Origin of the sequence: Kitasatospora sp. NPDC059146 (assembly GCF_042786665.1) — a bacterium.
Taxonomy (GTDB): Bacteria; Actinomycetota; Actinomycetes; order Streptomycetales; family Streptomycetaceae; genus Kitasatospora.
On sequence record NZ_JBHZCY010000038.1, the window covers coordinates 13,608 to 39,569 of the forward strand.

The following is a 25,962-nucleotide window of genomic DNA, read 5'->3' on the forward strand; positions in this document are numbered from 1 at the left end:
TCAGCACCTGCTTGACGGCGGCGGCCCGCGCAGCGGGGGGCGCAGCAACGCGGTGAGGTCCAGCTCGCCCCGTCCACCGCCTGGAGCAGCTCCAGCGGCCATATTTCCGCCTGGGCCGAGCGAAGCCAGGCTCAGCGGGAGCACTTCACCCCGATCTTCGCGGAATCTGGACTTGGTCAGACGCCGAATCGGCGAAGACCGGGCTGATGCGGCTCGTCGGCCTGTCCGACCGGTCCTCCACCCACTACGTTCTGTCGGCACACCCGCGGCGGCGTGTCCGCCCGGTACGGCGCGATTCGCGGTTTGCACCCACCCTTACGCGGATCGTCGACCTCATGGAATGATCGCGGGACCGGTCTGGCTTTGGGGGTGTGGTGGCAGACGGCGGAGAGCAGTACGAGGCGTCAGCGTCAGCTTTGGGCTATTTGTTCCAGTTCGCCAAGGCTCTGCACATGTGCTTCGAGCAGTGGATGAGCGCTGGCCCTGACTGGAGCATTGCGGTTGAGGCCGCCGACGACATCGAGCAGCATGTGGGCTCCGTGACTGACCTTCTACAGCTCAAACAGCGTGCCGAGGGCGTGCGTTTGACCGATACGTCGAAGGATCTGTGGAAGACCCTCCGGATCTGGGCAGAGGCGGCCACGGCAGGACGCATCGACCTCGACGAGACGAATCTTTACCTGCTCACCACAGCTGAGTTGCCTGCAGGCAGCGTCGGCTATCTCCTCCAGCATCGCGACACGGGACACCGCGACGAAGAGCTGGCCCTGAAGCAGCTCTGCGCTGCAGCCGAAGCCTCGAAGACCAAGAGCCAGGACCTCTTGAAGTCATTCGCTGCGCTGACCGGCATGGCCAAGCCGCTGCAGAGCGCCCTGCTTGCGCGAGTCCAGGTCGTCGGGGGTACCGAGGACATCGCCGACGTCCGGACCGCGATGCTGCGCCTCGCCGCCGTGGCCGCCGGCCACGACGCCGCCAAAGCCTTCTTGAACCGGCTGGAGGGCTGGTTCTACGACCGCGTGATCGAGCAGATGCGCACACCAGGTGGCAGCCCTATCACTGGCGTTGAGTTCGACGAGGTATTCAGTAGCCTCCAGCGACAGTTTCAGCACGACAATCTGCCGATCGACGGCGACATCACCCTCATGACCGGCGACCCCCTGGAACAGGCAGAGAAGATCTTCGTCCGGCAACTGGGACTCATCGGAGTGGGCTCGACGCGCATCCGCTTCGCAGTCCGAGACTACGTGCGCGCCTTCGCGCAGCGCTCGCGATGGACTAACGAGAACCTGCTGCGACCTGGTGAGATCGGCGAGTACGAGCGTCGGCTGGTGGAAGAGTGGGAAGCCCGCTTTGCTGTGATGGAGGAAGAACTCGGGCCTGAGGCCACCGAGGAGCAGAAGAAGGCTGAGGCCAAGCACATCTACCGATGGGTCGACCAAGAAGCCCGCTTCCAGATCCGCGCCGGATGCGACGAGGTCTTCGTGACCAAGGGCTCCTACCAGATGCTCGCCGACGATTGCCGAGTCGGTTGGCATCCCGACTTCGCCGCCCGCCTGATGCAGCTTCTTGAGCCCGTCGAGGTGCCTGGGTGAACCTCAGCCGCGAAGAGCGCGCCCTGTACAACCCCGCCTTCACGGCGCTCCTGTGCACCCGCGCCGTCCAAGGGCACGAACGGCAGTACGACTCCCCCTGTCCGCTGCCCGTGGCCGTCGTGGCAGGGATCATGGCCCTTCAGCCCTCGGTCAGGGCAGCCCTCCCGGGCACCCTGAACAGCGGACTGATGAAGTGGCTCGAGGCGAATGACGGCGTACGCATCGCCATGACCCGCAATGCGGCCCCCCTCGCCGCCGTGGTTCGCCCCGGCGTCCTATTTGCCCTCCAGACCAGGACCCTGCTGGCCACAACAGGGGGACTCACCCTGGCCCTGGGCCCCACCACCAAGGGGGTCAAGGGAGCCACCGATCAGACCATCGCGATGCAGCAGGCCGCCCAGTTCCTCGGGCGCTGGCTGCCCAGCACGGGCAGCCTCAGCACAGTCCTGGCCCTTCTCGGAGTCAAACCGTGACGTTCCAAATTCAATCGGTCACCATCTACGGCAAGAAGCCCGGCCAGATGCGTACCGTCTCATTCCAGCTCGGCGCCCTAAACATCGTCACGGGTGACTCCCGACGTGGAAAGAGCGCACTGCTGACGATCATCGACTACTGCCTCGCCAGCTCCGACTATCCCGTCAAGGCAGGCAAGGTCCGCACCTACGTCAGCACCTACGGCATCACCCTCACCAAGCCCGGTGAGCAGCTCTTCGTTGCCCGTCAGGCGCCCAAGGACAACGCCAAGACCAGCTCCACGATGTGTGTGCTCACCCAGGCCCCCGGCAGCCTGCCACCAGCCCTGGAAGATCTGCGCTTCACGACGCCCGAGGACACTGCCAAGGCCTACTTGAGCGACTTCTGCGGCATCGACAGCACCGTCCGTGTGCCGGCCGTCGGCAAGAACACACTCATAGCCCCGTCCATCCGCCATGCCCTCTTCTTCTGCCTCCAGGCTCAGAACGAAGTCGCTAACCCCGATGTTCTCTTCCACTCGCAGGGTGAGGAGTGGAGGCCGAACACGATCCGGGGAGTCGTCCCGTATTTCCTCGGCGCGGTCGACCCCGAGCAGGCCCTGCTTCACAACAAGCTCCGTAACCTTCGCCGGGACCTGGCCGACAACGAGGCCAAGCTCGCCGTATCCGCAGACCGAACCCCCGCCAGCGGCCAGGCTCAGGCACTCCTGATCGAAGCCATCGAAGCCGCCCTGCTGCCCCCGCAGACCAGCGCGCAATCGGCAGACGATGTCCTTCAGATCCTCCGTCGTCTCCGCAATGAACTGGCCCGCAGCGGCACACTGCGGCCCCACGAGACCGATGGCGACCCCCTTGCGACCCTCCACGCCCGCCGAGCGGATCTGCGTCGGGACTTCGCGCTGGCTCGGGCTCGGATCGCCGACCTCAAGGGCGCCCTCGCCGAGAACGACGAATTCAGCAACGAGGCCATCGAACAGCGCGCCCGCCTCACGTCCCTCGGCCTCCTCCGCCAGGACACAGAAGCCAGGGATGTCCATCACTGCCCCGTCTGCGACAGCACCATCCCCTCGGCGAACGACACTATCGCCGGCCTCACACGGGACCTCGCCCTCCTCGACGGCGATCTCGGGGTTATCCGAAACGACACCCCCGCTATCCGACGGCTCATCGCCGACCAGGAAGACCGCCTGCAAGAGCTCCGCTCAGAACTTGCCCGCAACCAGGAACAGGTTCAAGAACTCACCTTGAGCCTGCGTACGACCCAACAGGAGCCCGATGACCTGCGCAGGGCCGCCATCGTCCAGGGGCGTATCAGCTTCTACGTCGACACGATCGCTCAGCAGGGCGCGGCGCCTCGTGTTCTGGACCGCCGTGACGAGCTGCGCGAGCAGATCGCAGGGCTAGAGGAACAGCTCAGCGGGAGCACCCAGGACGAGCGCCTCGCCAGCTTCTTGTCCCTGATCAACCAGGGCATCAGGGAGAAGGCCATGAGCCTGGACCTGGACTTCGCGACCTCGCCCATCCGGCTCGATCTCAACCGGCTCACTGTGGTCGCCGACACCACCGACGGACCAGTCCAGCTCAAGGACATGGGGAGTGCCGAGAACCACCTGGGCTACCACGTATCTACCCATCTAAGCCTCCATGATTGGTTCACCAGGCACCAGAGCCCAGTTCCCAACGTCTTGGTCCTCGACCAACCGTCGCAGGTGTACTTCCCAGCGGAACCGACCGGCGAGGAAGTCCTGCAGACCAACGACCGCACGCATCTACTGAACATTTACGAGGCCATTCACCGAACGCTGCAGCAACTCGAAGGCAAGATGCAGGTCATCGTCATGGAACATGCTGACCTAGACGACCCAGTCTTCAGCCAGCACGTCGTCGAACGCTGGCGCTACGGCAACGATTCAGGACTCGTACCCTCGACCTGGATGGAGTCCCCGACCCCAGACAGTTAATGAGCGGCCGGGCGGATCTCACCCAGGAAGTCCGTCCGTGGGCCCCGCCAGGCCGCTATGTGCGGGTGGCTGGACGGCTCCAGGCCTCACCCGTCAGTAGCCGTACTGCGTAAGCTGATCCATCACTGGTTCATCAGACCTGCCAGCTCCTGCTGAACAGAAGGCAGGCGCTTTTGGTGCCTATGGGTGGTGGCGCTCTGCCATACAAGTTGCCACTGGGTGGACGCAAACCTCTGGAGCTCTACAGCGAAAGAGACAGCGCCGCCCTCGGTCTGGGCCCCAAGCACAACTCGCAGACCCTCGGCGGGGTGTTCGACGTGATAAACGAACCTCACGCCTTCTAAACTCACGGTTCCTGCTGGCTGCTCTGGCCACTCGTACTCCCCCAACCAGTCGTTCTTCCCCCCTTCTGTGGCGTCATCGCCAGCTGAGAAGTACGCATCGGCAAGTTTGTCGAGAGCATGCGCCATATCCCGAACCGTGGCTTGTTTGTCTCTCTCAAATTGCCGGAATATGTCGTCGAAGAACCCCCGCCCCAAGATCCGATTGTCAGATGATCGAGGGAGGGTCCGCGAGTCCTGTTCAAGCTGCAGCCAAATACGCATCTGGCGGGCGAGCTCCGCCATGGTGAGGCGTGCAGCGGAACTGACACACGTGGCTGCCTCCAGGACGTGCCGAAGACCAGAAATGCCACGCGTGTCCTGCCATTGCCGGAAGGCGTAGACCTCCTCGTCAGCGCAGAGCGGGCCGCCGGGCGGATAGCGGCCCTCGCGACTAGCCACCACGTAGAGGGTTTGCGCCAGCCCGTACACGTCGGCGCTGGCGCCGACCTCGCCCGCGTCGGTGCCGGCTGTGTCCGCTGCTGACTCAGTCAGTCCTGTCGAGCCATTCGAGGGGCACGAGCTTCTCCTGTCCTCCACGCCATTTGTGGCCAACAGCGGCTTGGAACCAGGGGTTCGGGAGATCGACGTGATCGACGACGATGACCTGAAAGTTCGGTGTCACTTCCTGGACAACGGACTCAATCAGTTCGAAGAGCCGGCGCACAGCCTCCTGGTCGGCCTTCGCGTGCTGGGCGCCTCCATCCGGGTACCACGCCTGGGTCGGCTGGTCGAGCCACAGGATGCGGGGCACGGGCCGGTTGTGCTGCACGAAGTAGCGGTGCAGTGCGAGGTGCGCAAGGACGTGGTAGCCGACCCAGTTCTGCCCGCTGCCAAGCCGCGAGAGGGTAAGCCCGCTGTCAGGGCTGCGGAAGGAGAGGGTCAGCCGGTCTGGGTCGAGAAAGACCTGATCAGCGTGTTCGAGTCCGAGTCGATGGGCCAACGCCGTGATGTCTTGCCCGATGGCGACCAAGCGGTCGTCGAGCTCCCGACGACGGGTCTCCGGGCTCAGTTCCGCTTCCAACGACGCGACCCTCGCAGCGGCGGCTTCGCGCAGTCCCTGGAGTTGGTTCATGTCGTCGCCGGAGGTGGCGGGCAAGGTACTGAGCACACCGTGGATGCGCCCTCGCAGGAAGTCGATTTGTCCGCGCTGGGAAAGACGCGCCGTCAGATTCTGCTCGGAGATCAGGGTCTGCAATGCTCCTTCTGCCGCCAGGAGGCGGTCACGCAGCTCCTGGGCACGGGCGTCGAGTTCTTCCAGCGCCTGCCGGCTGTTCGCTGGAACGGACACGACCGCGGAAAGCTGCCGACTGAGGTGATCGAGGCTGCGGCTGAGGGCAGCCGGGGTCGGATCCGCTTCCGGGAGGTCCGAACCGCACAGCACGCAGATCGCGGCATCGTGCTCGGCCAGGGGATTCTCCCTCTGGTCGATTGTCAGTCCCAGCAGGTTCAGCGAGGTGAGTCGGTCGGTGGGGATCGTCAGGGATGTGGCGTAGGACTCTGCTGCTTTGCCGTGGTCAAGAAGGATCTGACGGTCGGCAACCACCGCCCTCAGCTGGTCGCGTAGCTCCGTGCATTGGTGGCGCAGGCTGGCCATCCGTTGCTCGGCCTGTGGGTTGCCTTCTATCAGCTTCGGGTCGTGGTCTGCGGTGATGGCTTGTCGGAGCGCGTCGATGCAGGCCGCAGAGCCGGCTGGTGGGTTCTGAGCAACCATGCCCAGTCTGCGGGCGTCCTCCCACAACGGGCTGAGCGCCCTGCGAGTGGCTGCTTCGGCTTCCTGCGCGGTGAGGTAGCTGTCTTCCGCGTGCTGTGCCTGCATTCTTGCTGTGGCCAACTGGGCGTGCTTGCGTGCTTGTGCCTGCGGGACAGCGCCGATGAAGTACGGCAACGTGTCCCTGAGTGCCTTCCCAATCCATGGCTCGGCTTGCCGATGGAAGAGCAGATCCTTGTTGGCGATCTCGGCCTGGCCTTGGAGGCATAGCAGGGTCGCGTGGCCGAGGTTCGCCTCGACAGTACGGCCGGCTGAGTCTTCGTAGGTGTTTTCGCGGATGCCGATGCGTCGTCCGAGTTGCTCACCTACGGCGTGGATGTTGAGCTCAGGCTTGAGCTCTTCGTACTCCAGCGGCCCTTGGTCCAAGCTCAGCCTGAGCATGGCCCTCGTGCTGGCCTTCCCGCCGGGGCCTGGAGCGCGCCGGGCGACGAAGGCGCGCCCGCCGTTGTGCAACTGGAAGAGCACGGCATACCAGGAGACAGCGTCCGCGACCGGTCCGGCGGGCAAATCGAACGTAGAGCGCCCCATGCAGTACTCGAAGATCCCGAGAAGGCTGCTCTTGCCCGTGGCCGAGTCACCTGTCACCACATTGAGCGCGCCCGGTTTGAAGGAGACGATTCGACGGTCCCCGCGGGTGCTGTAGAGGATGATCGCAAGCAGTTGCACCCGTTCAGGGTGCCACGCCGAGCAGAGAGAAGGCACTGGCGGTGTCCAGGCTGGACAGCCATCGTCCGGCGTTCCGCGCGCAGTTGATGATGTCGTCGAGTTCCGGGTGCTGTGGTTGCGGCTGTTGCCGGTGCAAGCGCGTCTGTAGGCGGTCGTCCGTGAGGCCGAGGACCTGGTGCCTGAGGCCGAAACGTAGGCCCGCGCGCACGGGGGTGACCAAAGCTTGGGCCCGGGAGGGAAAGCCGGCGCGAAGGAGGGGGTGTTCCTGGACCCAGGCGCCGAGGTGGGAAGTGCGCGCGCGTGCGCCCGTTGGTAGAGCTTCTCTGGTACTGCGGTGCAGTACCAGAGGGGCGGCAATGTAGGAGAGCATCCACGGCATGCCTTGGGAGGAACGCCCGCCACTGTAACCGCTGATGGTGCTGGCCAGGAGGCAGGTGATCAAAGCGGGATTGAACATGGCACCGACCAGCGGCGGGCGTTTGGCCCAGGCGCTGCCGAGCAGCGGCGGCTGATCCTGGCGGGTGGGCGGCGTGGTCATGGTCGCTCCTCACGCGGGGCCTGGATACGATCGGCGTAGTCAATATGCCAGCCAACCTGGCCGCAGTCGGCCAGAATGTGACGCTGTCCCCGGGTGAAGAAGGCATCGCTGTAGCGCGGTCGAACGGTTCTCGCTGCGCGTTCCGTCAAGTCGCGCAGTAGCTGTCGACCGGCGGCCTGCTTGGTGGCCTCGTCGGCGTTCGGGGCGAGTCCCAGGGCCATCCATTCGAAGGCCCGGTCCCATTCGTCGACGAGCTCTTCCTGCACGCGGTTGAGTTCCTCAGGTCCTATGAGGCACTCGTCCAACCAGCGGATCGTCTGGGTGGTGGCCCGGTAGAAGTCGACGACCGCTCCCTGGAGGTTCCGGGGTGGGTAGGCCACCCACTGCATCTGCTGTACGAACAGAGCGTCTGTGTGCTCGGCGGTCACCGCGGAGGTGTCCACATCGGCACGCTCAAGATAGGTGGGGAGGTCCGCTTGGGTGAACCGGTCGCGGATCCTTGCGATGGCGGCCTTCGCGGCGCCCACCTCGACACCGTCCTGGAGGCGGCGCAACATGGCGAGGGCCTGACCGTCCCACCAGTGCCACACCTGCGCCAGAAACGCGTCTTCGTGCCCGGGCGGCAGGGCCCACGACAGCGCACGGCGGACGGCTGCGGGAATGTCCTGGATGTGATCGGAGTCGTCTACGACGCGGATCTTGGACAAGAACGTCTGCCGGTCCAACGAGCCGAGGGCCAGGAACTGCTGCCGGGCTCGACCCGTCGCGTCGGACTGGGAGTCAAGGGCCACCGACTCCGGGACCTCCAGGGCCCATGCCTGGTCGCGTGACTGCGGGCGCAGTGCAGCGATGGCGGATCCGCTTTTCGCGGTCTGCGTCGACACGAGCACCAGAGTCGGCCCTGCGGGGTCTTCGGGTGCAGCTGTGTCCATCCAGACTTTCAGCGTGTCCCATACGTCCGGGGAGCGGTCTGTAAGGAGCCGGCTGCCCTTGCGGTGGTGTTTGAGCTGCAGGAGCTCGGTGGGCGTCCCGTGTTCCTCCCAGGACACGTCATCGTAGAGCTCCAAGGCAATTGTCCCGTCCGGCCGGTCATCCCCGGTTCGGAGCAGTTCCAGGAGGGCCCACCACGTCTGGTGTTGGTACCCGAGCGCGCTCGGGGCCGCACCGTGCGAGGTGTCTGCCACTAATGAACCCCCTGCCTCTGAAGCAAGCCGCAGCCTTTGCCGGTCCTCGCAGTCAACCAGGCCATTATCCGCGCCTGGTCGGGGGCTCCAAGCTCCAAGCGTGAGGACCACATCGCAGCCCGCTGTTCGGGTGTGGTGCTTTCATCCGATCTGTGGGCGGGAGCTGAGGTCCCGGGCGTGGTTGATCCAGTCGGTTGGGATGATCCTGCCTCGTCACCTACACCCCCGAGCCTGGCAGGCGCTTCGTCGGCTTCAAGACGACGGTCGGACGAGACGGCGGGGCCAGGGATCAGCGGAACGGCTTGACTAAAAGGTCCTAACAAAGGCGTTGGACATGCCTGTGAGTGATCAGGCAGGTGGCGAGGCCGAGGAAGCCTTCGTGGATGTCGTCGCGCCGTTCCCAGCGGATCCGCAGGCGGCGGAAGCCGTGGAGCCAGGCGATAGTGCGCTCGACGACCCAACGGTGGACGCCAAGTCCTGATCCGTGGGGCACTCCGCGTCGGGCGATCACCGGCTTGATGCCCTGCTTCCACACCAGGCGCCGGTACTTGTCGTGGTCGTAGCCCCGGTCGGCGAGCGGCGAGCAGGAGATCCGGTCTGCGCCGTGGCCGGCGGACGAGGCCGGCCACGGCGGGGACCTTCGCGAGCAGGGGAAGCAGTTGGGTGACGTCGTTGCGGTTGCCGCCGGTCAGCGACACGGCGAGCGGGATGCCCTGCCCGTCGACGAGGACGTGGTGCTTGCTGCCCGGTCGCGCGCGGTCGACCGGGCTCGGTCCACTTTTGGGCCCCGTCGGGCGGCCCTGACGTGGCTGGAGTCGATCACCGCCCTGGACCAGTCGAGCTGTCCGGCCGCCCTCAGCTTTCGCAGCAGGACCAGGTGGAGCCGGTCCCACACGCCGGCCTCGTTCCAGGCCGCGAGTCGCCGCCAGCAGGTCATGCCCGAGCCGAAGCCGAGCTCCTGCGGCAGGTACTCCCACTGGATGCCCGTGTGCAGCACGAACAGGATCCCGCAGAGCGCCTGCCGGTCCGGCACCCGAGGGCGCCCCGGCTTGAGCTTCGGCGGCTCCGGTGGAAGCAACGGCTCGATCAGTCCCCACAGTTCGTCCGACACGATCCACGGACGAGAGATCCTCTTCCCCACGCACCGACCAACGAGCAGCACGACCTGCAGTCACGCTCGCAGCGGCTTCTGTCAGGACCTTTAAGACAGTTGCGAAAGGGCCAGCGTTAGGAGTGTGGGCCAACGTGAGCAACTCGTGCCCGGGGAACCCCTCGACCTCGACAACCGCCTTCCCTGGGGCGTGAGCCGAGCCAATGGATTGACCATTGGCTATCGCGGAGTAGAACTGCGCCGCGTAAACGATCGCTGCCTGGCCCTCGACCGAGTCGGACATGCCGATCGCGAACGGGGCCACTTTCCCTACCAAAGCGTCGATCTGACGATCCGTTGATCGTCCGGCCACTTCCGAGCCCATCGATGGCAAAGACCCACATACCTGGGCTCCACCCACAGGGCCCGGGTCACCCGCGTGTAAGACCGTAGACCAGCTTTGACCTGCGTAGACGTACCGGCGGCGGTCATCGCGTCCCCGGAGCGTCCCCGGGCAACAGGAAAAGGCCTGGAAGCTCTAGGCTTCCAGGCCCTTTGACCTGCGACTTTAACGTCGGGACGACAGGATTTGAACCTGCGACCCCTTGACCCCCAGTCAAGAGAGTTCATAAACGTGCTCATTGGCCTCCTGCTGGTCAATGCGTAGGTCAGTCCGTGCGCAGCAGTTGGGCTCGGCGGGCGAGCTCGGCGGCGCCGTGGACTCCTCGCCTGGTGTAGAGGCCGAGGGCGGAGTGCATGGTGTCCAGCTCTGTGCGGTTGCGGCGGGAGGCGACGCCGTCCATCAGGTCGAGGCTCTGGCCCCACAGTTCGACGGCTTCCTCATAGCGTCCTTGGGCTGCGACGGCCTTGGCGATGTTCGCGAGGGTGGTGCCGCGGAGACGGTGGTAGGTCTCTGGTCGCCGGCTGTCGAGGGCGGTGCGATAGTGACGTTCGGCGGCCTTGTTGTCCTTCATCGCGGTCAGGGTCCGGCCGGTGTGGGAGGCCACAGTGGCCGCGGCCGGGCCGGCTGCTGCGGCGTAGGTGGGGATGGTGTCGGCGCCACCTGCGAGCATGGCGTCCTCGGCGGCGAGGATGAGCTTGGCGGCGGTCGCGCTATCGCCGTCCGTCCCGTGGGCACGGGCCGCGGTGATCAGCAGCAGTGCCTCGGTTTGCCGGTCGACCTTTCCGTGCGCCCGCTCCATCGCCGCCTGGGCAAGGTCGACGCAGCCGGCGGGCTGTTTCAGGTCGAGGGCTTGGTGGACGAGGGCGCGCATCGTCCATGCCGCGTGTCCGGCAGGGTCGCCCTCGCAGGCGAGCTGGTGAGCGAGCAGGTAGAACTGCTGCGCGGCGCCTTCCCGGCCGGCATCGTGGCATTTCCAGCCGATCAGGGTGGCCAGCTCAGCGGCCGCGCCGAAGGCACCGCAGCGGACCTCATCGTTCGGGAAGGCGCCCGCGTGGAGCATGGGGGTGACGACGTCGTCGAGGTAGGTGGTGATGGCGGCCAGGCCGTGGCCGCCGCCGTGCCGTTCGTCGGCGGTGCGGAACATCTCGGTGAACTGTCGTACGGTCTCCAGTTCGCCGGCCCCGATGCGGCGGCCGTTGGCGACGGCGCGGAGCATGGCGGCGGCGGCTTGGTGGTCGTAGGTGAGCGGGAGCGCGACGGCGGCGGTGGAGAACGCGAGCGCGAGGAAGTCCCGGCGGCGGTGCACGATGAGCCTCCTGAGATCGGCGGCGGCGGCCAACGGATCGGGGTACATGGCTTCCTCGACCGGTTCGCAGCCTAGGCCGAGTTCGGTCGGCGTCACCTTGCGCTGGAGCTTCCGACTGAGGGCTTCGGCGAGGTAGCCCGGCGTCCGGCCGGTCGGCGTGCTGCCGGCCACCCAGTAGTGGACGGCCGAACGGGAGGTGCGCAGCGGCTCTCCGGCTTCGGCTGCGACCGTGCGGATCGCCTTGGCGAGGGCTTCGTACGTGTACCCGGATTCTTCGATGACTGAGGCGAGCTGATGGTTGCGCAGCTGTTGTTCAGTCAATTAAACCTCCCTGGAGCGATCTTGAACAGATTGAACGGGGTCGGTGGGCCGCCACCGTACCGCTGCCGGGTGGTCCGGCGTTTCACTGGCGGAACCCAACCACACCCCCTCAGGAGGTTCATTCCTCATGGCTGACGTGTCCTCCGATCCGCGGTTGCGGCAGCTGGACGGCGCCACGGTGCTGGTCACCGGTGGCGGCGGCCTGGTCGGCAGCCGCATCGTTGCGCAGCTCGCCGCCGCCGGGGCCAGGCCGCTCGTGCTCGACCGCTTCGACGCCTACCCGCACCCGGTGCGTGACCGTTTCGAGGTGGACCGGCATGCGGCCGAGGTCGTCCTCGGCGACGTGCGGGAGCGGGCCACCGTGAACTGGCTGGCCCGACGGGCGGACTTCGTGGTCCACGCGGCGGCGTACGCGGACGTCGCGGCCTGCACGCGCCGCCCCGACATCGCGTTCGCCTCCAACGTGCACGGCACGCAGGTCCTGCTGGACGCCGTCGCCGGGGCCGCGGTGAAGCGGCTGGTCTTCGTCTCCTCCGCCTCCGTGTACGGCAACGGCCTCCCGGTCGGGGACGGCCCGTCCCGGTTCGCCGAGGACCAGCCGCTCGACCCGATCTCCGTCTACGCCAACACCAAGGTCTGGGCGGAGCACCAGGTGCGGCTACTGCTCTCCGGCACCGGGACGGAGCACGCGATCGTGCGGTACTTCTCCGTCTACGGCGAGCCGCAGGTGCCCAAGCCCGAGTCGCACTCGTGGATGGTGCCGTGGATGGCCATGTCCGCCCACACCGGGCGGCCGATCCGGCTCAACGGCGGCGGCCGTCAGGTGCGGGACATGGTGCACGTCGAGGACATCGCCCGCGCCACCGTCCTCGCCCTGGTCACCGACCGGATGACCGGGCGGACGGTCAACGTGGGCACCGGCGTGGCCACGACGGTCCGGCAGATCGGCGAGCTGATCGCCGGCCACTACTCGGGCGCGGAGTTCATCACGACGCCCATGCCCGCGGGCGACCCGCGCGGCGGCTGCGCCGACACCCGCCTGGCCACCGACCTCCTCGGCTGGCAGCCCGGCATCACCCTGGCCGACGGCATCAGCCGCTACGTCGCCTGGCTGAAGGTCACCCCCGGAGCGATCCCGGACTGGTTCACCACTCCTCCCGCTCTTACCCCCGCCACGACCTCGGCCGCGCTGGCCGCCTGAACGAAGGGATCACCCCTGATGCATGTCGTACTGCTCGGCGGAGCCGGCTACCTGGGCACCGCCGCCTCCCACCACCTGGCTGCCCTCGGCCACGACGTCACCGTGGTGGACGGGCTGATCTACCACCGCGAGGACGACCCCGCCGCGGTGCTTCCCCGTACCGCCCGCTTCGTGCACGGGGACCTGCGCGACGCCGCCCTGCTGGCCCGCGTGAGCGCGGACGCGGACGCCGTGGTGCACTTGGGCGGGATCGTCGGCGAGCCGGCCAGCCAGCTGGACGAGCAGCTGGCGGTCGAGCTCAACTACGGCTCCCCGATGATCGCCGCCGAGGCCGCCACCGCGGCCGGGGTCGGGCACTACGTCTTCTTCTCCTCGTGCAGCGTCTACGGGCTGCACGAGGGCACCGTGGACGAGGACACCGAGCCCAACCCGCTGGGCATCTACGCCCGCACCAAGGTGCTGGCGGAGCGGCGGCTCCCGGACGTCCTCGGCTCGCCGAGCGCGCTGACGTGCCTTCGCCTGGCCACGGTGCACGGCGCCTCGCCCCGCCAGCGCCTGGACTCGGTGGTCAACAAGATGGCGTCCCACGCGGCCTCCAGCGGCCGCATCCCCCTCAACGGTGGCTCCCAGCGCCGGCCGCTCGTACACGTCGGCGACGTGGCGCGGGTCCTGGCCGGGGTACTGGAGCAGCGGCTGACCGGTGCCTGGAACGTGGGCAGCGACCCGGAGAACCACACTATCGGCGACATCGCCGCCACGGTGGCCGAGGTCGTGCCCAGCGCGGTGATCGACCGGGGACCTGAGCGGAACGAAGCCGACGCCCGCGACTACCGGGTGAGCTTCGCCCGGATCGAGCGGGCGCTGCCCGGCGCGTGCGCCACGACGCTCAAGGACGGGGTGCGGGAGATCGCCGACCTGGTGCTGACCGGCGCGGTCACCGACCCCGGGCAGGCGCAGTACGACAACCACCGGGGCCTGCTCGGCGCCGTCACCTCCGGGAAGGTCGGCCGTTTGGAGAGCGCCGACTGCCGCCGGTACGGCGCCGAGTACACCAGCGCGTGGGCGGCGTCATGACCGTCGACGTGTCAGCCACGCCAGCCACCACCGCGCCGTTTCTGCCGTGGAACCGGCCCTCGATCGGACCGGAAGAGGAGACGGAGGTTCTCGACACCCTGCGCTCGGGCTGGCTGACCCACGGACCGAAGGCAGCCCGGTTCGAGGAAGCCGTGCGGGACGCGCTCGGCGTTCAAGACGCGTTCGCGGTCTCGTCCTGCACCACGGCCGTGCACCTGGCGCTGCTCGCGGCCGGGATCGGGCCCGGGGACCAGGTGATCACGCCGAGTCTGACGTTCTGCGCGGTGCCAAACACCGTCGTCCAGTGCGGCGCGCGCCCGGTGTTCGCCGACGTCGACCCGGTGACCTTCAATCTCGACCCTGCGGCGGCCGAGGCGGCGATCACCCCGCGGACGAAGGCGATCGCCGTCATGCACTACGCCGGCCAGCCCTGCGACATGGCCGCGTTCCGCAAGCTGTCCGACGACCACGGGCTCCTGCTGATCGAGGACGCCGCCCACGCGCTGCACGCCTGGCGCGACGGCGCGCGGGCCGGCTCCGTCGGAGACCTGGCCGTCTTCTCCTTCTACGCCAACAAGGTCATCACCACCGGCGAAGGCGGCATGCTCGCCGGGCGCGACGACCTCGTCCAGAAAGCGCGGCTGCTGGGCCGGCACGGCATCGACTCCTCCGCCTGGCGGCGGCACGGCGAGCGGCGAACTGCCGACTACGAGGTCACCGTCCCCGGCCTCAAGAGCGTGATGCCGGATATCACGGCGGCGGTCGGCATTCGGCAGTGGGAGAAGTTGGAGGACCTTACCGCCGCCCGGGCCCGGATCGCCGCCTCCTACGACCGGTCCCTGGCAGGCCTTCCGGGGCTCCGTCTGCCGGCCGTCCTCGACGGGGTCCGGCACGGCTGGTTCCTGTACCCGGTGCTCGTCGAACCGGCCTCCGGCCGGTCGCGGGACACGGTGGCCGAGGCGCTGAGGGATGTGCACGGGATCGGCACCAGCGTCCACTTCACGCCGGTACACCGGCTCGCGGCGTACCGGCAGCTGGAGTGCCACCTGCCGATCACCGAACAGGTCGCTGCCCGGCAGCTGTCCCTGCCGTGCTACCCAGCCATGACCGCCGCCGACGTGCAACGGGTCATCGACGCAATGCACGCCATCTGGGCCTGACCCGACCCTGGCTGGGGCGCCCGTCAGAAGATCGGCGGCCGCCCCAGCTGGGCCATCCGTCGCACCGTGCTCCACCGCATCGGCCGACGCGGCGGGCATGCCACCCGCACGCCCTCGAAGAAGCCGCCCCACCACGCCTTCAAGCCCTCCATCGGCGGGCGGCGCAGCAGGGTGTAGCCGATCCAGGAGGCGAGGTAGATAGGCACGAGCAGGGCGGGCAGGTGGCGCTTGGCGAGCCAGACGCGGTTGCGGGCGGTCATGCGGTAGTAGGCGGCGTGGCGGGCCGGGTCGGTGCGGGGGTGCTGGAGCACCATGTCGGCGCGGTAGTCGATGCCCCAGCCGGCGTCCAGGGCGCGCCAGGCGAAGTCGGTCTCCTCGTGGGCGTAGAAGAACGGTGCGGGGAACAGGCCGACCTGGTCGATCACGGTCATGCGGATGGCGTGGCCGCCGCCGAGGAAGGTCGTGACCGGGCCGGACTGCATCGGGTCCGAGGCGCCGAGGCGGGGGACGTGGCGGCGCTGGGTGAACCCGGTCTCGTCCGCGATTCGGAAGGAGACGATGCCCAGCTTCGGGTCCTGGTCGAAGGCCTCCCGGATCAGCCGGAAGGTGTCCGTGCGCGGCAGCAGTCCGTCGTCGTCCAGCACCACCAGCACATCCGTGCCGCCGAGCTCGCGCAGCCGCTCCACGCCGGCGTTGCGGCCCCCGGGGATGCCCAGGTTCTCCGGCAGCTCCACCGCGTCCACCCACTGGGGCAGCTCCGGCAGCTTGACACCCTGCCCGAGGACCACCGTGCGCACCCCGGTGTCGGCGCCGTCCTGGGCCTGCACCGACTCCAGCAGCGCCGCCAGCTCGGCGGGCCTGTTGCCCATCGTCAGCACCACCACGCCCAGCGTGACGCCCATGTGAACCGACCTGACCCTTCGAGGACTCGATGAACTCTCCGGCACCCACCTCCGACGCCCGTCGGCCGCTGCACGAGCTGGCGGCCGCGGGCCGCTTGCCCGACCACCAGGTGATGGACCGGCCGACGCTGGCGTGGATCGCCGGCCAGCGGCCGGGCGGTCCGGGTGCGCGGCCCAGACTGCCACACCCCGCGACGGTCGTGGTGCCCGATCGGGCCTGGTTCGCCCGCACGGAGACCGCCACTTCCATCCACGGCGTCCTGCACGGCGCCCGGGTCGCCGTCCTCGTCCAGTTGGTCGCCGTCGGCCACCGCCTCGCACCCGGCCGGGCGCTCGCGCTCGCCGCGGCAGCGGCCTGTCACGACTGCCGCCGCCTCAACGACCGGACCGACCCCGGCCACGGCCGGCGCGCCGCCGCCTGGCTCACCCAGCACCCCGCCAACCTCCACACGGCGTTCGGCCACGCCCCCAGTCCGGAGGCGATCACCGCGGTCGCACTCCACGACGTCCCCCATCACGCGTTCACCCCCGGGCAGCAGGCCGCCTACCGGCGCCACCGGCTGGCCGTCGACCTGCTCAAGGCCGCCGACGCCCTCGACCGCTACCGCCTCCCCGCCACCCGCTGGTGGCCCGCCCTCCACCAGTTGCGCCTCCAGGTCCCCGCCTGGGCACCCGTCCTCGCCCACGAGCTGGTGGTGCTCACCGAACAGGGCCGCCTTGACGGTGCCACCGATACCCACGCCGTCCACCTGGCGCTTCGCGGCCTGTCGACCGAAGAGGAGACGCCCTGTGCCATCTGACTGGGACCTCGCCCACACTGGCCTCGACTCCCCGACCGGCACGCACCTGCCCGCCGGCCTCGCCGCCACCCCGGACCACTGGCGCCAATACCTCCAGCACACCCCCAACGGGCACCTGCTACGGCCCGACGGCAACGCCATGCTCACTGCCCTCGCCTCGGGCCGCCCCCTGCGCCTGCTGCACCTGACCCGTTCGCTGGACGCCGTCCGCACCAGCGGCCACCTGCTCGCCTCCACCGGCTGCCTCGTCGGCGCGATCTACGGCTCCCCCCTCACCCCGCTGCCCGGCGGCGCGCTGCGCCCGCACAACCTCGGCGCCCACCTCCTCGAGACCCGACCCGAGCTGGACAGCAGGCGCGGCAGCACGCCCCTGGTCATCGAGATCACCCCCGACCGTCCGGCCGAGGCGGCGGGTCTGGACTACCTGCGCCTGGGCGCCGTGCACCGGCGCGCCTTCGACCGCCACCGCCATGCCCTGACGCCCGCCGAGGACGAGAAGGTGGCCCGGTCGGTGGCCGACCGGGTGCGCGCCGCCGCGCCGCTGCTCGACCTGATGCTCGGCCTCGCCGCCGGCCGCACGCGCCCGAAAGCCGTGCACTTCCTCGACCAGGTGGCCGCCACCGTGCCGGTGATGCCCTACCTCGGGTACCTCTACTTCGAGACCGTCGCCGAGTACCTGATGCTCCACTCCACCAGCACCGCGACGAAGTCCTACGCCGAGCTGGGCGAGATGAACAACCACCTCTACAAACAGCTCGCCCTCACCGCAGTCGATGGCATGGGCACCCTCTTCGACCTGGGCCGCTTCTACCCCGGCCACCATCGACTGCTCCAGCTCGTCGACACCATCGAGCCCGGGCTCTCCGAGACGGCCGCCGGCTTCGTTCGCGACCGCCTTTCCCACCGCTTCACGACCACCGCCCTCACACCAGCCGCCGACGCCTCCACGTTCACCTTCACCGCGGCGACCACTGACGAGCTGCGGACGTCCGCTACCCCGCTGCTCGGCCAGCTCCTGTTCCGCGAGGTCCGCCTCCTGGACCGGTACCCGCAGCTCTACCACCTCTTCGAGCAGGAGAAGGCCGCGGAAGCGTGGACGTACTGGAACCGCCAGAACGTCACCGCGCCGTTCAACAGCACCTGCGGCCCGAAGGGAGAGCTCGGCGTGAACCCGGCCGCGCCGCTGACCCGGGTGACCGTCTGGACAGCCGAGCAGTGCTCCTTCGGCCTCCTTCACCCGACCGAACAGGTGGCGGCTGTGGCGGCCCCGCGGTTGGTGCCCTGGCTCGTCGCGCACCTGCGGGACAGGACGGAGGAGGAGCGGTGGAACAACCGGTCATCAGCTCAGGCGTGAGCCGGCCAGCCCTGATCGTCCTGCGGGGCAACTTTGCGTGGGGAAAACGAGTACAGCCTGGCGCCTGCGGTCCTGTCGGTGAAGGCTTGGCGATCATCTCGCCGCCTCCCCGGAGTCGGAGAGGTTCTCATCGGTCCGGGCAACGGCGTCGACAGCTCCGCGCGGCTGATATTGGAAGCGCCGGCGCTACCGCCCGCTCACCTGGCCTCGCTGCCGGCCTCGCGCCCGCCGGGGTGGTGACTTCGGGCGCCGTGCGCGACACCGCCCGCGCCCTTCGGGCCGTGGTCTTGATTCTCCCGGACCGGGATCGTGGCGAGGCGCGGATGGGCAAGGACTCGCTCACACGTACGCTTCTCGACGTTGGCAAGCAGAAGGCCTTCGAATACCTGACCGACCTGCGTCAGGCGCAGCAACTGGAGACTGCGGGGGCCGAGCGGCAGGCAGTCCTCTCATCTCCGCCGGTGTGAGGCGGTGACCTTGGGGCCGCGCTGCGCGGGCTGGACGAGGAGCAGCTGGCGGAGGCCGAACGGCAAGCCTCTCTGAGGGTCACGGCACACCGCTTCTGGGCGACGTTGTCGGGCGAGGACCGGGTGATCGCTCCTGGTGGGGCTCTTCTGCGTCTGCCGGATGTACCTGATCAAGGACGTGGCCGAGCCATCCCCCAGCGCTGGCTGGTCAACAGGCACTGACCCCGGTGTCCACCGCCGTCGCGATCAACAGCGTCCTCGCCTCGACGGACCCGACAGGCACGACACGATGCGCCGCCTCGCCCCGCCCTTCCTTCTCAAGCCGGCCGCCGTGAAGAGTCCGTGAGACCGACCGAGCGGGGCGCGAGCAAGCACCGCTGCTGGTCCACGACGCTGCGTGCATCGTCGAAGTCGAGGCCGTAGAAGTACTCGCCTCTGCTCTCACCCGGATGTCGGCGCCGAAGCTCTCCGAGCACCACGTGCTCCCAGGGGTGCGCGTCGGCGACCAGCTCGGAGGCCCAGGCCTCGAGCAGCACGTACCCGCCGCGCTCCGCTTCGGCCCGAAGCTCACGTAGCCGACCCGCACCGAAGCGGGTGGTACGTCCGACCTTCACGTACGAACTGGTCGCCCTGGCGAACGACAGAACGTAGAGCTGGTCCGTTCCCGGAATCTGGGGCCGTTCGGCAGCCGGCCCGAGTCGCCGCAACGCCAGCCACTCCACGAAGTGCACCAGATTGGCTACTTCTCCGGACTCGCGGTTCGTTCCTTCGGTACGAAGCCCGTCCAGCAGTACCGTGCGGACCTGGTCCTCCTCAAGGAGGCCCAACAACTCTTCGGGATCGAGTCCGCACTGCGCGAGCCGGGCGGCGTACTGGGACTCGGATAAGGGCGCCATTTCGGAAGCATTGCACAACTAGCCACCCTGGTAGGACTGACCCCACATTCAAATCGGGCTGCTCGCCGACGGCGAGCAGCCCGAGCCATTTCCACGCGACACGCGGCCGCCAGCCCCGACCGGCCGTCAGGACCGACCCGAAAGGACACCATGAACAGCGACACCACCACTCGACACCTCGCCATCTACGGAGAGCTTCACCCCTCGCCAGCCAGTAGGCGCAGGCTTGTCGAGATGCCTACGGCAAGTCCCTCCACGGCAACCACCCCGTGCACCAGGACGGCCCATCAGTCACCCCGGAGAACGCACGCTGAGCGCTTCCGCCCATGGGCGGCGCTGCGCCGCGCGGCACAACCCTTGATCAGGACCTCGGAGCGCAGCGCCGCGCTGCGGCCGGCGCCCCGAGCAACGACTACGCCCCGCCGCCACCCCCTTCAGCGCGGCCCCGAGACGACCGCACCGGCGGTCGGTGCCGAGATAGACCGTTGCTGGTCAGTCAGCCGACTGAACGGGGCTCTTTCAGGCGGATCCTGCGCAGCCGTCGGATGCGTCCGCGCTCGTCCTGTCAGTTCTGTTCCTCCGACTGGCCCCCTTTTGCCGGGCCGAATCCTTGTCGCGGCCTCCTCCAGGGCCGCCATGACGTCTTCGCCTACGAGCATCCCAGCGGTGTCGTGGTGGGCGCGCACGGTCGTGGAGTCGACACTGACCAGCGACGAGTCCGTCTTCCCCTCGCGCGGGTGTTCCCGGGTCCTGGCCCGACCAGTACGACCTGGGCCTGGAGTACGTCGGCTACGCCGAGCCCGGCGGCTACGACCGGGTGGTCTTCCGGGGCGACGTCGCCGGGCGGGAGTTCATCGCCTTCTGGCTCTCCGGGGGCCGGGTGCTCGCCGGGATGAACGTCAACGTCTGGGACGTGGTGGACCCGGTCCGCGAACTGATCGTCTCCAGGCGCGAAGTGGACGCCGGCCGCCTGGCAGACCCGACCGTCCCCCTCACCGACGTCTAGGCCGCGGGGCGACGGGGTACGGGCTTGCCGTCGCCGGCCACGGCCGTCGAGTGTTGCAGGGAGTGCAGGATCGCGAGGCCCTGGCTGACGATGCCGGCCGCCATCTGGTTGACGCCGTCGCTGCCGTTGAGGACGGTGAGTTCGGCTCCGGACATGCCCCGGGCGGCCGCGTCCGCGAGGGCCGGAAGGTTCTCCACGATCCGGTTGGCGGCGATGAGTTCCTGGTTGCCGCCGCGCAGGGAGTCCGCCCGGGCCGTGTTGGCGTCCGCCTGGGCCTGGGCGAGCGCCCGCTCACTGTAGGCGTTGCCGTCCGCCTCGAACTTCACCCGGTCACGGGCGGCTTCGGCCAGCGTCCGCTGCCGGTACGCCTCCGCGTCCGCCGGGCGCCGCACCTCCGCCTCCAACTGCTGCGCCGCCAGCCCGGCCCGACGCTGGGCGAGGGCGGTCTGCTCCTCGATGACGTCCTGGGAGGCCCGGGCCTCGGCGAGCGGGCCCGCCTGGGCGGCGCGGGCCCTGGACTGCTCCGTCTCGGCGAGGAAGCCGGCCCGCTTGATCGCGGTGTCGCGCTCGTACTCGGCCTTGAGGGCGGCCGCCTGCTGCTCCCGTTCGGTGGCCTCCTGGTCGGCCTTGGCCTGGGCGATCCGGGCCTGGCTGGCGACCGCCGCCACGTGCGGCGCGGCCAGGTTGTCGATGTAGCCGGTCGAGTCCTCGATCTCCTGGATCTGCAGCGCGTCGACCACGATGCCCAGCTTCTCCATCTCGCCGTGGCTGCCCGCCATCACCTCCTGGGCGACCCTGCTGCGCTCCCGGATGATCTGCTCCACGGTCAGCCCGCCGATGATCGACCGCAGGTGGCCGGCGAAGATCCGGCCGACGAGCTCCTCCATCTGGTCCTGTTCGGAGAGGAAGCGGCGGGCGGCGTTGGCGATCGACACGGCGTCGTCGCCGACCTTGAACACGCAGACCGCACGCACGGTGAGCCGGATCCCCTGCTGGGTGACGCAGTCCTCGGCGATCTCCGCCTCCCGGAGGGCCAGGGAGAGCATCCGGACCTTCTGCTTGACCGGCAGGACCAGGCTGCCGTGGCCGGTGACGATGCGGAACTGGGTGTCCTGCGCCTGGTGCTTGGAACCGGAGATGAGCATCGCCTCGTTGGGCGCGGGAACGTACCAGAAGAACATGATCGACCACCTGACCTGTTGGGCCACCTGACCTGCGGGATTGCGACGCGCGCCTCAAGGGCCGTCCTAGGACGGCAGGAGCTCGACGATCACCGAGCGGGCCGAGAGCGCGTCCACCACGACCACCCGGACGTCCCGGCCGACCGGCTCCGAGCACCAGGCCGCGAACACCTCCGAACCGCCCCTCAGGGCCACCAGCACTTCGCCCGGACCGTCCAGCGGAATGGGCACCGTCACCTTGCCGACGGCCCCGACCGGGCTCTGCCGGGCGTCATCGGCCGGGAACGTACGCGCATGCGCCACCGGCGCCTCCGGTCATCAGGTCCGCCGCACCCGGGCCGTGCACAGCCGCCCGGCGGCCGAGCACCCTGAGAAGCCCGGGCCGCCGACCGTGTCACGCACCGGGAACACCTGCGGCATCCGCCGACGGCAGTGATGCCTCGACGCCTTCCACGGTACTCCGGCCGCAGGCCCGCAGTGGACTGAACCATTCCTGGGGGTCAGGACCGCCCGCCCTCGGCGATACTGGGAGTTCGGGGAGTCTCGGGGCTGGCATTCGGGCTGGTATTTGGGCTGGGAGGCGTGCGGTGGGCGGGACGGCCGGGTTCGCCGTGGTGGTTCTCGGGGCGCTGGGCGGCGTGGTCGCCTACCTCGCCGGAGTGGTCGGGCTGCGCGAACTGCGTCGGCTGCGCCGGGTCGGGGTGCCGGTCCCGGCCCTGGTACGGTCCCGCGTCGCGACGCCGGAGGACCGGGCGCTGCCGCCGCGGCCGCTGCTCCAGTTCGAGACCGCGGACGGCCGGGTGGTCGAGGTGTTTTCCCCCGTCCCGTCCACCGCCCGCCACCCCCTGCCCGACGGCGGCTACATTCCGGTGCGCTACGACCCAGCAGACCCCCGGCAGGTCCTGGTGGACGGGCGGGAGCGGGTACGGCTGGAGTACGGCTTTGTCGCGCTGGGCCTGCTGATGGTGCTGGCCTCGATCACCCTCGGTGCCGCTGTGCTCTGAGCTCGGTCACCGCGCCCACGACCGGATGACAGCTCCCCGTCTGGCCTGCCGCGCCCGCTCCGCCCGGAGCGCGCGTCGCCTCGCGCGCAGCCGACGCGAAACCGGCCGCTGGCTGATGTGGACGAACCACCAGTCGCCCGGCTGGTAGCGGAGAAAGATCCACACCCGGTAGATCCGCCCACCGAGGCGGGATTCGATGAAGTCGTCCATGTCAGCCTGCTTTCGCCCAGGTTGGCCACGCCCCGGGACCGTTCACGCGGTCGCCGAGACCTCTCACCTCCATGGTTGCGCAAGGATCGCTATCCTTGACTGTGCGTCATGTTCCGTATGTTGTTTGGGAACAACGGGAGTACGTCAGATGGCAGCTCGAACACGAGAACTCGATCCGCTGAGTTCGGCACGCCACTTGTACGGGCAGGAGCTGAAACGCCATCGGGCGAACGCGGGGATGTCCCTGGACCGGCTCTCCGAGATCGTCAACTACAGCAAGACGCATCTTCACGGCGTCGAAAATGCGGAGCGCCTCCCGCTCCCTCCTCTGTCCAGCAAACTCGATGCCGCATTCGGTACGGGCGAACTGTTCGAAGGCCTCTGGGAGATCATTCGACGGGAACAGTTTCCCGACCGGTACCGCCGATACATGGACCTCGAAGCACAGGCCAGCCTGATCCAGGTCTATTGCGCGCAGATCGTCCTGGGACTCGTGCAAACCGAGGACTACGCCCGCGCCGTACTGCGCGCAGGCAGACCGTGGGACACGAATGAACGCGTCGAGGAGCAACTGGCCGCCCGACTGGAACGCCAGAAGATCCTTGGCCGGCCCACTCCACCCCACCTCTGGCTGATCCTCGACGAAGCCGTCCTGCGACGCCCCGTGGGTGGTCCGGCTGTCATGACGGAACAGCTGCGCCGTCTCCTGACAGCCGCACAACAGCCCAACGTCGTGGTTCAAGTGCTGCCATTCACGTCCGGGGCGCATCCGGCAATGGGTGGATCGCTGACGATACTCACGCTTCCCGGCGGAGCCGAGAGTGCCTACATGGAAGGCAGTCACACGGGACAACTTGAGGAGGACGCGGAGGCCGTCAGAGGGTTCCGCCTGTCCTACGATCTGCTCAAGGCTTCGGCCTTGCCGCCGGACGAGTCAGCGGTTGTGATCCAGACAGTGATGGAGGACTTCGCACGATGCGCGACCCCGACCTGAGCGCCGCCACCTGGCGCAAGAGCACCCACAGCAACGGCGATGGAGGACAGTGCATCGAGGTCGCCGACGGCTTCCACGGCGTCCCCGTCCGTGACTCGAAGGATCCGAACGGGCCCTCGCTTCGCTTCTCCGCCGACGCCTGGGCGGCGTTCGTTTCCGGGATCAAGGCGGGCGACTTCTGACGCAGTTCAGCCGGGCCGCCCCACCGCGCGGCGGGGCGGCCCGGAGTCACTGTCCGCTGACCTCGCCGGGCTCCCCGTCCAGCGAGAGCAGCATCAGCGACGGGCTCACCGGGTCGGCCGAAACGGCTGACAGCCACCACATGCACACGACACGATGATCGCCCGTAGCCACGCGCGATTGCCGAGTTCATAGGGAGCTTCGTGGAACCCCTACAGTTCATCGGGATCATCTCCAACACGCCAGAGGTCGACTCGCCGACGATCTGGCGCGACCCGGAGAACGGCGACCTCCTCATCCAGTCGTACAAGGCCAGCGACGAGGACTTGAGGCGCTGCAACGAGGTCGGTTCGATTCCCGGGCACTCGACTGACGTGCCTGAGCACGAGACCGTGATCCGCCTCCCGGAAGAAATGATCAAGTACGTCGTGGACCTCGCCGCACGGCTGGCGACTCAAGAGGACGAGAAGGAATAGCGTGGCCAACCCGATCGCCTCGGCCATGGCCGAGGCCAAGTTCTCCGCCGTGCACCTGGAGATGCGTGACAGCTACACGCCGAACGACCCACAGTTCCGGCGCTATCGGGAGGGTCTTCGCTACGGCCCGGACGACCGCCCGGAGTGGTTCCAGAACTGGACCGCCTTCGCCGGGGAGGTGATCAACCGTGGCGTCATCATGCGTCGGGCCCGGATCGTCTCCGAGCCGGTCACGGAGTACATCCGCTACGAGCACCACGTGACATTCCTGAACCTGGCCATCGGTGAGCAGGTCCGCTGGCTTCCGCGCCGGTTGGCGGCAGACATCGCTCTGCCCGGAACCGACCTGTGGATGTTCGACGACTCCAAGATCATGTTCACCTTCTTCTCCGGCGACGGAGATGTGGTGGACCGGGAGTGGACGACCAAGCCTGACGTCGTTCGGCTCGTGAAGAATGCCTTCGAGACCGTGTGGCAAAGGGCGACTCCGCACGAAGAGTACGTGCTCAAGTAACCAGAAGAGATGCGTACTTCTCGCTCATCGAGCGTTCAGCAGGCCCGGAAGGCGCTAGCAGATCGGCTACGCGAGATCCGTCAGGATGCACACCTGACCGGGCCTGCGCTCGCTCTCCTCTGCGGGTGGAGCAAGTCAAAGTGCTCCCGCATCGAGAACGCCATCACTGCGCCCTCCGAGAAGGACATCCGGGACTGGTGCCATGCCTGCAACGCTGACGGCCAGGCCGAAGACCTGGCGGCCAGTCTTCGCACCGTCGAAACCATGTTCACCGAGTGGCGGCGGATGGAGCGCAGCGGGCTCAAGCGCGCCCAGGAGATGGTTCTGCCCCTGTACGAGCGAACGACCCGGTTCCGGGCATACACACCCGGCATCCTTCACGGTCTACTCCAGACCCGGGACTACACCCGTTCGGTACCACAAGCCACCCAACGTCGTCGTGTTGCCGTGAACGATGTGGAAGAGGCAGTCCAGGTCCGCATGGAACGGCAGGCGATCCTGAGAGACCACGGGAGGACGTTCGCCTTCATCATCGAAGAGGCGTGCCTGCACCACGGTCTTGGCGGGCCGGAGGTAGCGGCCGGCCAACTCGCCCACCTGAACATCGTCGCGTCCTTGGCGAACGTGAGCCTGGGGATCGTTCCGAGGGGATTGTTGCGCCACTCGATGCAGGTCGAAGCGTTCTCGATCTACGACTCGGCGCAGGTAAACGTCGAGCTTGTCTCCGGGTACCTCCAGATCACGCAGCCTTCGGAAGTGGGCATGTACGTCAGCCGGTTCGGGGAACTGTCCACGGATGCCGTGCATGGCGCTGCCGCTCGCGCCCTGATCTCAGGGGCGCTTGACTCTCTCGGGTGA

At 68.2% G+C, this 25,962-nt stretch carries 25 protein-coding genes and 2 pseudogenes; 16 read left to right on the forward strand and 11 right to left on the reverse strand.

The features are described from left to right. The first annotated feature begins 452 nt into the window (after positions 1-452). From ACFXPX_RS18400 to ACFXPX_RS18410, 3 genes are read left to right on the forward strand one after another with little or no spacing between them, the layout of a single operon-like run. Positions 453-1,592 carry an ABC-three component system protein gene (locus ACFXPX_RS18400; RefSeq protein ID WP_380642218.1) on the forward strand — a complete coding sequence of 380 codons (1,140 nt, stop codon included), beginning with the start codon at positions 453-455 and terminating at the stop codon, positions 1,590-1,592. Continuing rightward, positions 1,589-2,065 carry a three component ABC system middle component gene (locus ACFXPX_RS18405; RefSeq protein WP_380642220.1) on the forward strand — a complete coding sequence of 159 codons (477 nt, stop codon included), beginning with the start codon at positions 1,589-1,591 and terminating at the stop codon, positions 2,063-2,065. Before ACFXPX_RS18400 ends, ACFXPX_RS18405 begins: the two co-directional genes overlap by 4 nt. Beyond that, positions 2,062-4,026 (forward strand): DUF3732 domain-containing protein, encoded by a 1,965-nt coding sequence (locus tag ACFXPX_RS18410; RefSeq protein ID WP_380642222.1) that lies wholly within the window; start codon positions 2,062-2,064, stop codon positions 4,024-4,026. Before ACFXPX_RS18405 ends, ACFXPX_RS18410 begins: the two co-directional genes overlap by 4 nt. A gap of 122 nt (positions 4,027-4,148) precedes the next feature. On the opposite strand, the gene ACFXPX_RS18415 is transcribed toward ACFXPX_RS18410, so the two are convergent. The 6 genes and pseudogenes from ACFXPX_RS18415 to ACFXPX_RS18440 form a co-directional block, all read right to left on the reverse strand. Further along, positions 4,149-4,808: a hypothetical protein gene (locus ACFXPX_RS18415; protein ID WP_380642224.1), complete on the reverse strand. Its 660-nt coding sequence runs from the start codon at positions 4,806-4,808 to the stop codon at positions 4,149-4,151. Between the two features lie 85 nt (positions 4,809-4,893). Then, positions 4,894-6,843 (reverse strand): DUF3732 domain-containing protein, encoded by a 1,950-nt coding sequence (locus ACFXPX_RS18420; protein WP_380642226.1) that lies wholly within the window; start codon positions 6,841-6,843, stop codon positions 4,894-4,896. Between the two features lie 4 nt (positions 6,844-6,847). Beyond that, entirely contained in the window at positions 6,848-7,381 is a 534-nt protein-coding gene (locus tag ACFXPX_RS18425) for a three component ABC system middle component (RefSeq protein ID WP_380642228.1), read from the reverse strand. Continuing rightward, positions 7,378-8,448, reverse strand: coding sequence for an ABC-three component system protein (locus ACFXPX_RS18430; protein WP_380642230.1), 1,071 nt, complete (start codon positions 8,446-8,448; stop codon positions 7,378-7,380). Before ACFXPX_RS18430 ends, ACFXPX_RS18425 begins: the two co-directional genes overlap by 4 nt. 433 nt (positions 8,449-8,881) lie before the next feature. Then, positions 8,882-9,694, reverse strand: a pseudogene (locus tag ACFXPX_RS18435) (IS5 family transposase). Between the two features lie 629 nt (positions 9,695-10,323). Continuing rightward, complete coding sequence (locus ACFXPX_RS18440; RefSeq protein ID WP_380642232.1) at positions 10,324-11,685, reverse strand: tetratricopeptide repeat protein; 1,362 nt, start codon at positions 11,683-11,685, stop codon at positions 10,324-10,326. A 127-nt stretch (positions 11,686-11,812) separates the two neighbouring features. Between ACFXPX_RS18440 and ACFXPX_RS18445 the strand changes: the two genes are divergently transcribed. From ACFXPX_RS18445 to ACFXPX_RS18455, 3 genes are read left to right on the forward strand one after another with little or no spacing between them, the layout of a single operon-like run. Continuing rightward, positions 11,813-12,886, forward strand: a complete 1,074-nt coding sequence (locus ACFXPX_RS18445; RefSeq protein WP_380642234.1) for an NAD-dependent epimerase/dehydratase family protein — start codon at positions 11,813-11,815, stop codon at positions 12,884-12,886. Positions 12,887-12,904: 18 nt separating this feature from the next. Continuing rightward, positions 12,905-13,960 (forward strand): NAD-dependent epimerase/dehydratase family protein, encoded by a 1,056-nt coding sequence (locus tag ACFXPX_RS18450; RefSeq protein WP_380642237.1) that lies wholly within the window; start codon positions 12,905-12,907, stop codon positions 13,958-13,960. An 8-nt stretch (positions 13,961-13,968) separates the two neighbouring features. Then, positions 13,969-15,120 carry a DegT/DnrJ/EryC1/StrS family aminotransferase gene (locus ACFXPX_RS18455; RefSeq protein ID WP_380642239.1) on the forward strand — a complete coding sequence of 384 codons (1,152 nt, stop codon included), beginning with the start codon at positions 13,969-13,971 and terminating at the stop codon, positions 15,118-15,120. 23 nt (positions 15,121-15,143) lie between these two features. Here the strand turns inward: ACFXPX_RS18455 and ACFXPX_RS18460 are convergent, their stop codons facing one another. Beyond that, positions 15,144-16,022: a glycosyltransferase family 2 protein gene (locus ACFXPX_RS18460; protein ID WP_380642241.1), complete on the reverse strand. Its 879-nt coding sequence runs from the start codon at positions 16,020-16,022 to the stop codon at positions 15,144-15,146. Positions 16,023-16,051: 29 nt separating this feature from the next. Here ACFXPX_RS18460 and ACFXPX_RS18465 point away from each other — a divergent pair, with 29 nt between their 5' ends. From ACFXPX_RS18465 to ACFXPX_RS18475, 3 genes are all read left to right on the forward strand, one after another. Continuing rightward, positions 16,052-16,822, forward strand: a complete 771-nt coding sequence (locus ACFXPX_RS18465) for a hypothetical protein (RefSeq protein WP_380642243.1) — start codon at positions 16,052-16,054, stop codon at positions 16,820-16,822. Then, complete coding sequence (locus tag ACFXPX_RS18470) at positions 16,812-18,176, forward strand: hypothetical protein (RefSeq protein ID WP_380642245.1); 1,365 nt, start codon at positions 16,812-16,814, stop codon at positions 18,174-18,176. The genes ACFXPX_RS18465 and ACFXPX_RS18470 overlap by 11 nt, the downstream gene beginning before the upstream one ends. A 251-nt stretch (positions 18,177-18,427) precedes the next feature. Beyond that, positions 18,428-18,643 carry a hypothetical protein gene (locus tag ACFXPX_RS18475; RefSeq protein ID WP_380642247.1) on the forward strand — a complete coding sequence of 72 codons (216 nt, stop codon included), beginning with the start codon at positions 18,428-18,430 and terminating at the stop codon, positions 18,641-18,643. A 317-nt stretch (positions 18,644-18,960) separates the two neighbouring features. Here ACFXPX_RS18475 and ACFXPX_RS18480 read toward each other — a convergent pair whose 3' ends face one another. Then, complete coding sequence (locus ACFXPX_RS18480; protein WP_380642249.1) at positions 18,961-19,539, reverse strand: GIY-YIG nuclease family protein; 579 nt, start codon at positions 19,537-19,539, stop codon at positions 18,961-18,963. Between the two features lie 739 nt (positions 19,540-20,278). Here ACFXPX_RS18480 and ACFXPX_RS18485 point away from each other — a divergent pair. Next, positions 20,279-20,545: pseudogene (locus ACFXPX_RS18485) on the forward strand (oxidoreductase C-terminal domain-containing protein); the annotation flags it as partial. Here the strand turns inward: ACFXPX_RS18485 and ACFXPX_RS18490 are convergent. Beyond that, positions 20,542-21,726, reverse strand: coding sequence for an SPFH domain-containing protein (locus ACFXPX_RS18490; protein WP_380642251.1), 1,185 nt, complete (start codon positions 21,724-21,726; stop codon positions 20,542-20,544). The pseudogene ACFXPX_RS18485 and the gene ACFXPX_RS18490 overlap by 4 nt on opposite strands. Positions 21,727-21,792: 66 nt before the next feature. Continuing rightward, positions 21,793-22,029: a hypothetical protein gene (locus ACFXPX_RS18495; protein ID WP_380522702.1), complete on the reverse strand. Its 237-nt coding sequence runs from the start codon at positions 22,027-22,029 to the stop codon at positions 21,793-21,795. 284 nt (positions 22,030-22,313) lie between these two features. Between ACFXPX_RS18495 and ACFXPX_RS18500 the strand changes: the two genes are divergently transcribed. Further along, positions 22,314-22,730, forward strand: a complete 417-nt coding sequence (locus tag ACFXPX_RS18500) for a DUF3592 domain-containing protein (protein WP_380642253.1) — start codon at positions 22,314-22,316, stop codon at positions 22,728-22,730. 6 nt (positions 22,731-22,736) lie between these two features. Here ACFXPX_RS18500 and ACFXPX_RS18505 read toward each other — a convergent pair whose 3' ends face one another. After that, positions 22,737-22,940 carry a hypothetical protein gene (locus tag ACFXPX_RS18505; protein ID WP_375891691.1) on the reverse strand — a complete coding sequence of 68 codons (204 nt, stop codon included), beginning with the start codon at positions 22,938-22,940 and terminating at the stop codon, positions 22,737-22,739. A gap of 148 nt (positions 22,941-23,088) precedes the next feature. Here ACFXPX_RS18505 and ACFXPX_RS18510 point away from each other — a divergent pair, with 148 nt between their 5' ends. The 5 genes from ACFXPX_RS18510 (at position 23,089) to ACFXPX_RS18530 (ending at position 25,962) form a co-directional block, all read left to right on the forward strand. Then, the gene (locus ACFXPX_RS18510) at positions 23,089-23,934 is read left to right on the forward strand and encodes a helix-turn-helix transcriptional regulator (RefSeq protein WP_380522703.1); all 846 of its coding nucleotides are present in this window, start codon (positions 23,089-23,091) and stop codon (positions 23,932-23,934) included. Then, a complete protein-coding gene (locus ACFXPX_RS18515) occupies positions 23,916-24,116 on the forward strand; it encodes a DUF397 domain-containing protein (RefSeq protein WP_380522704.1) in 201 nt (66 codons plus the stop codon). The genes ACFXPX_RS18510 and ACFXPX_RS18515 overlap by 19 nt, the downstream gene beginning before the upstream one ends. 201 nt (positions 24,117-24,317) lie before the next feature. Then, positions 24,318-24,590, forward strand: a complete 273-nt coding sequence (locus ACFXPX_RS18520) for a hypothetical protein (protein WP_380642255.1) — start codon at positions 24,318-24,320, stop codon at positions 24,588-24,590. A 1-nt stretch (position 24,591) separates the two neighbouring features. Then, entirely contained in the window at positions 24,592-25,104 is a 513-nt protein-coding gene (locus ACFXPX_RS18525; RefSeq protein WP_375891699.1) for a DUF6879 family protein, read from the forward strand. A 9-nt stretch (positions 25,105-25,113) separates the two neighbouring features. Then, a complete protein-coding gene (locus ACFXPX_RS18530; RefSeq protein ID WP_380642257.1) occupies positions 25,114-25,962 on the forward strand; it encodes a helix-turn-helix domain-containing protein in 849 nt (282 codons plus the stop codon).

Bases quoted from the DNA above. Each gene is read 5' to 3' on its own strand.
- ACFXPX_RS18400 (WP_380642218.1), top strand. From the start codon at position 453: ATGTGCTTCGAGCAGTGGATGAGCGCTGGCCCTGACTGGAGCATTGCG.
- ACFXPX_RS18425 (WP_380642228.1), bottom strand. From the start codon at position 7,381: ATGACCACGCCGCCCACCCGCCAGGATCAGCCGCCGCTGCTCGGCAGC.
- ACFXPX_RS18445 (WP_380642234.1), top strand. From the start codon at position 11,813: ATGGCTGACGTGTCCTCCGATCCGCGGTTGCGGCAGCTGGACGGCGCC.
- ACFXPX_RS18450 (WP_380642237.1), top strand. From the start codon at position 12,905: ATGCATGTCGTACTGCTCGGCGGAGCCGGCTACCTGGGCACCGCCGCC.
- ACFXPX_RS18460 (WP_380642241.1), bottom strand. From the start codon at position 16,022: ATGGGCGTCACGCTGGGCGTGGTGGTGCTGACGATGGGCAACAGGCCC.
- ACFXPX_RS18465 (WP_380642243.1), top strand. From the start codon at position 16,052: ATGAACTCTCCGGCACCCACCTCCGACGCCCGTCGGCCGCTGCACGAG.
- ACFXPX_RS18480 (WP_380642249.1), bottom strand. From the start codon at position 19,539: ATGGCGCCCTTATCCGAGTCCCAGTACGCCGCCCGGCTCGCGCAGTGC.
- ACFXPX_RS18490 (WP_380642251.1), bottom strand. From the start codon at position 21,726: ATGTTCTTCTGGTACGTTCCCGCGCCCAACGAGGCGATGCTCATCTCC.
- ACFXPX_RS18505 (WP_375891691.1), bottom strand. From the start codon at position 22,940: ATGGACGACTTCATCGAATCCCGCCTCGGTGGGCGGATCTACCGGGTG.
- ACFXPX_RS18510 (WP_380522703.1), top strand. From the start codon at position 23,089: ATGGCAGCTCGAACACGAGAACTCGATCCGCTGAGTTCGGCACGCCAC.
- ACFXPX_RS18515 (WP_380522704.1), top strand. From the start codon at position 23,916: ATGCGCGACCCCGACCTGAGCGCCGCCACCTGGCGCAAGAGCACCCAC.
- ACFXPX_RS18530 (WP_380642257.1), top strand. From the start codon at position 25,114: ATGCGTACTTCTCGCTCATCGAGCGTTCAGCAGGCCCGGAAGGCGCTA.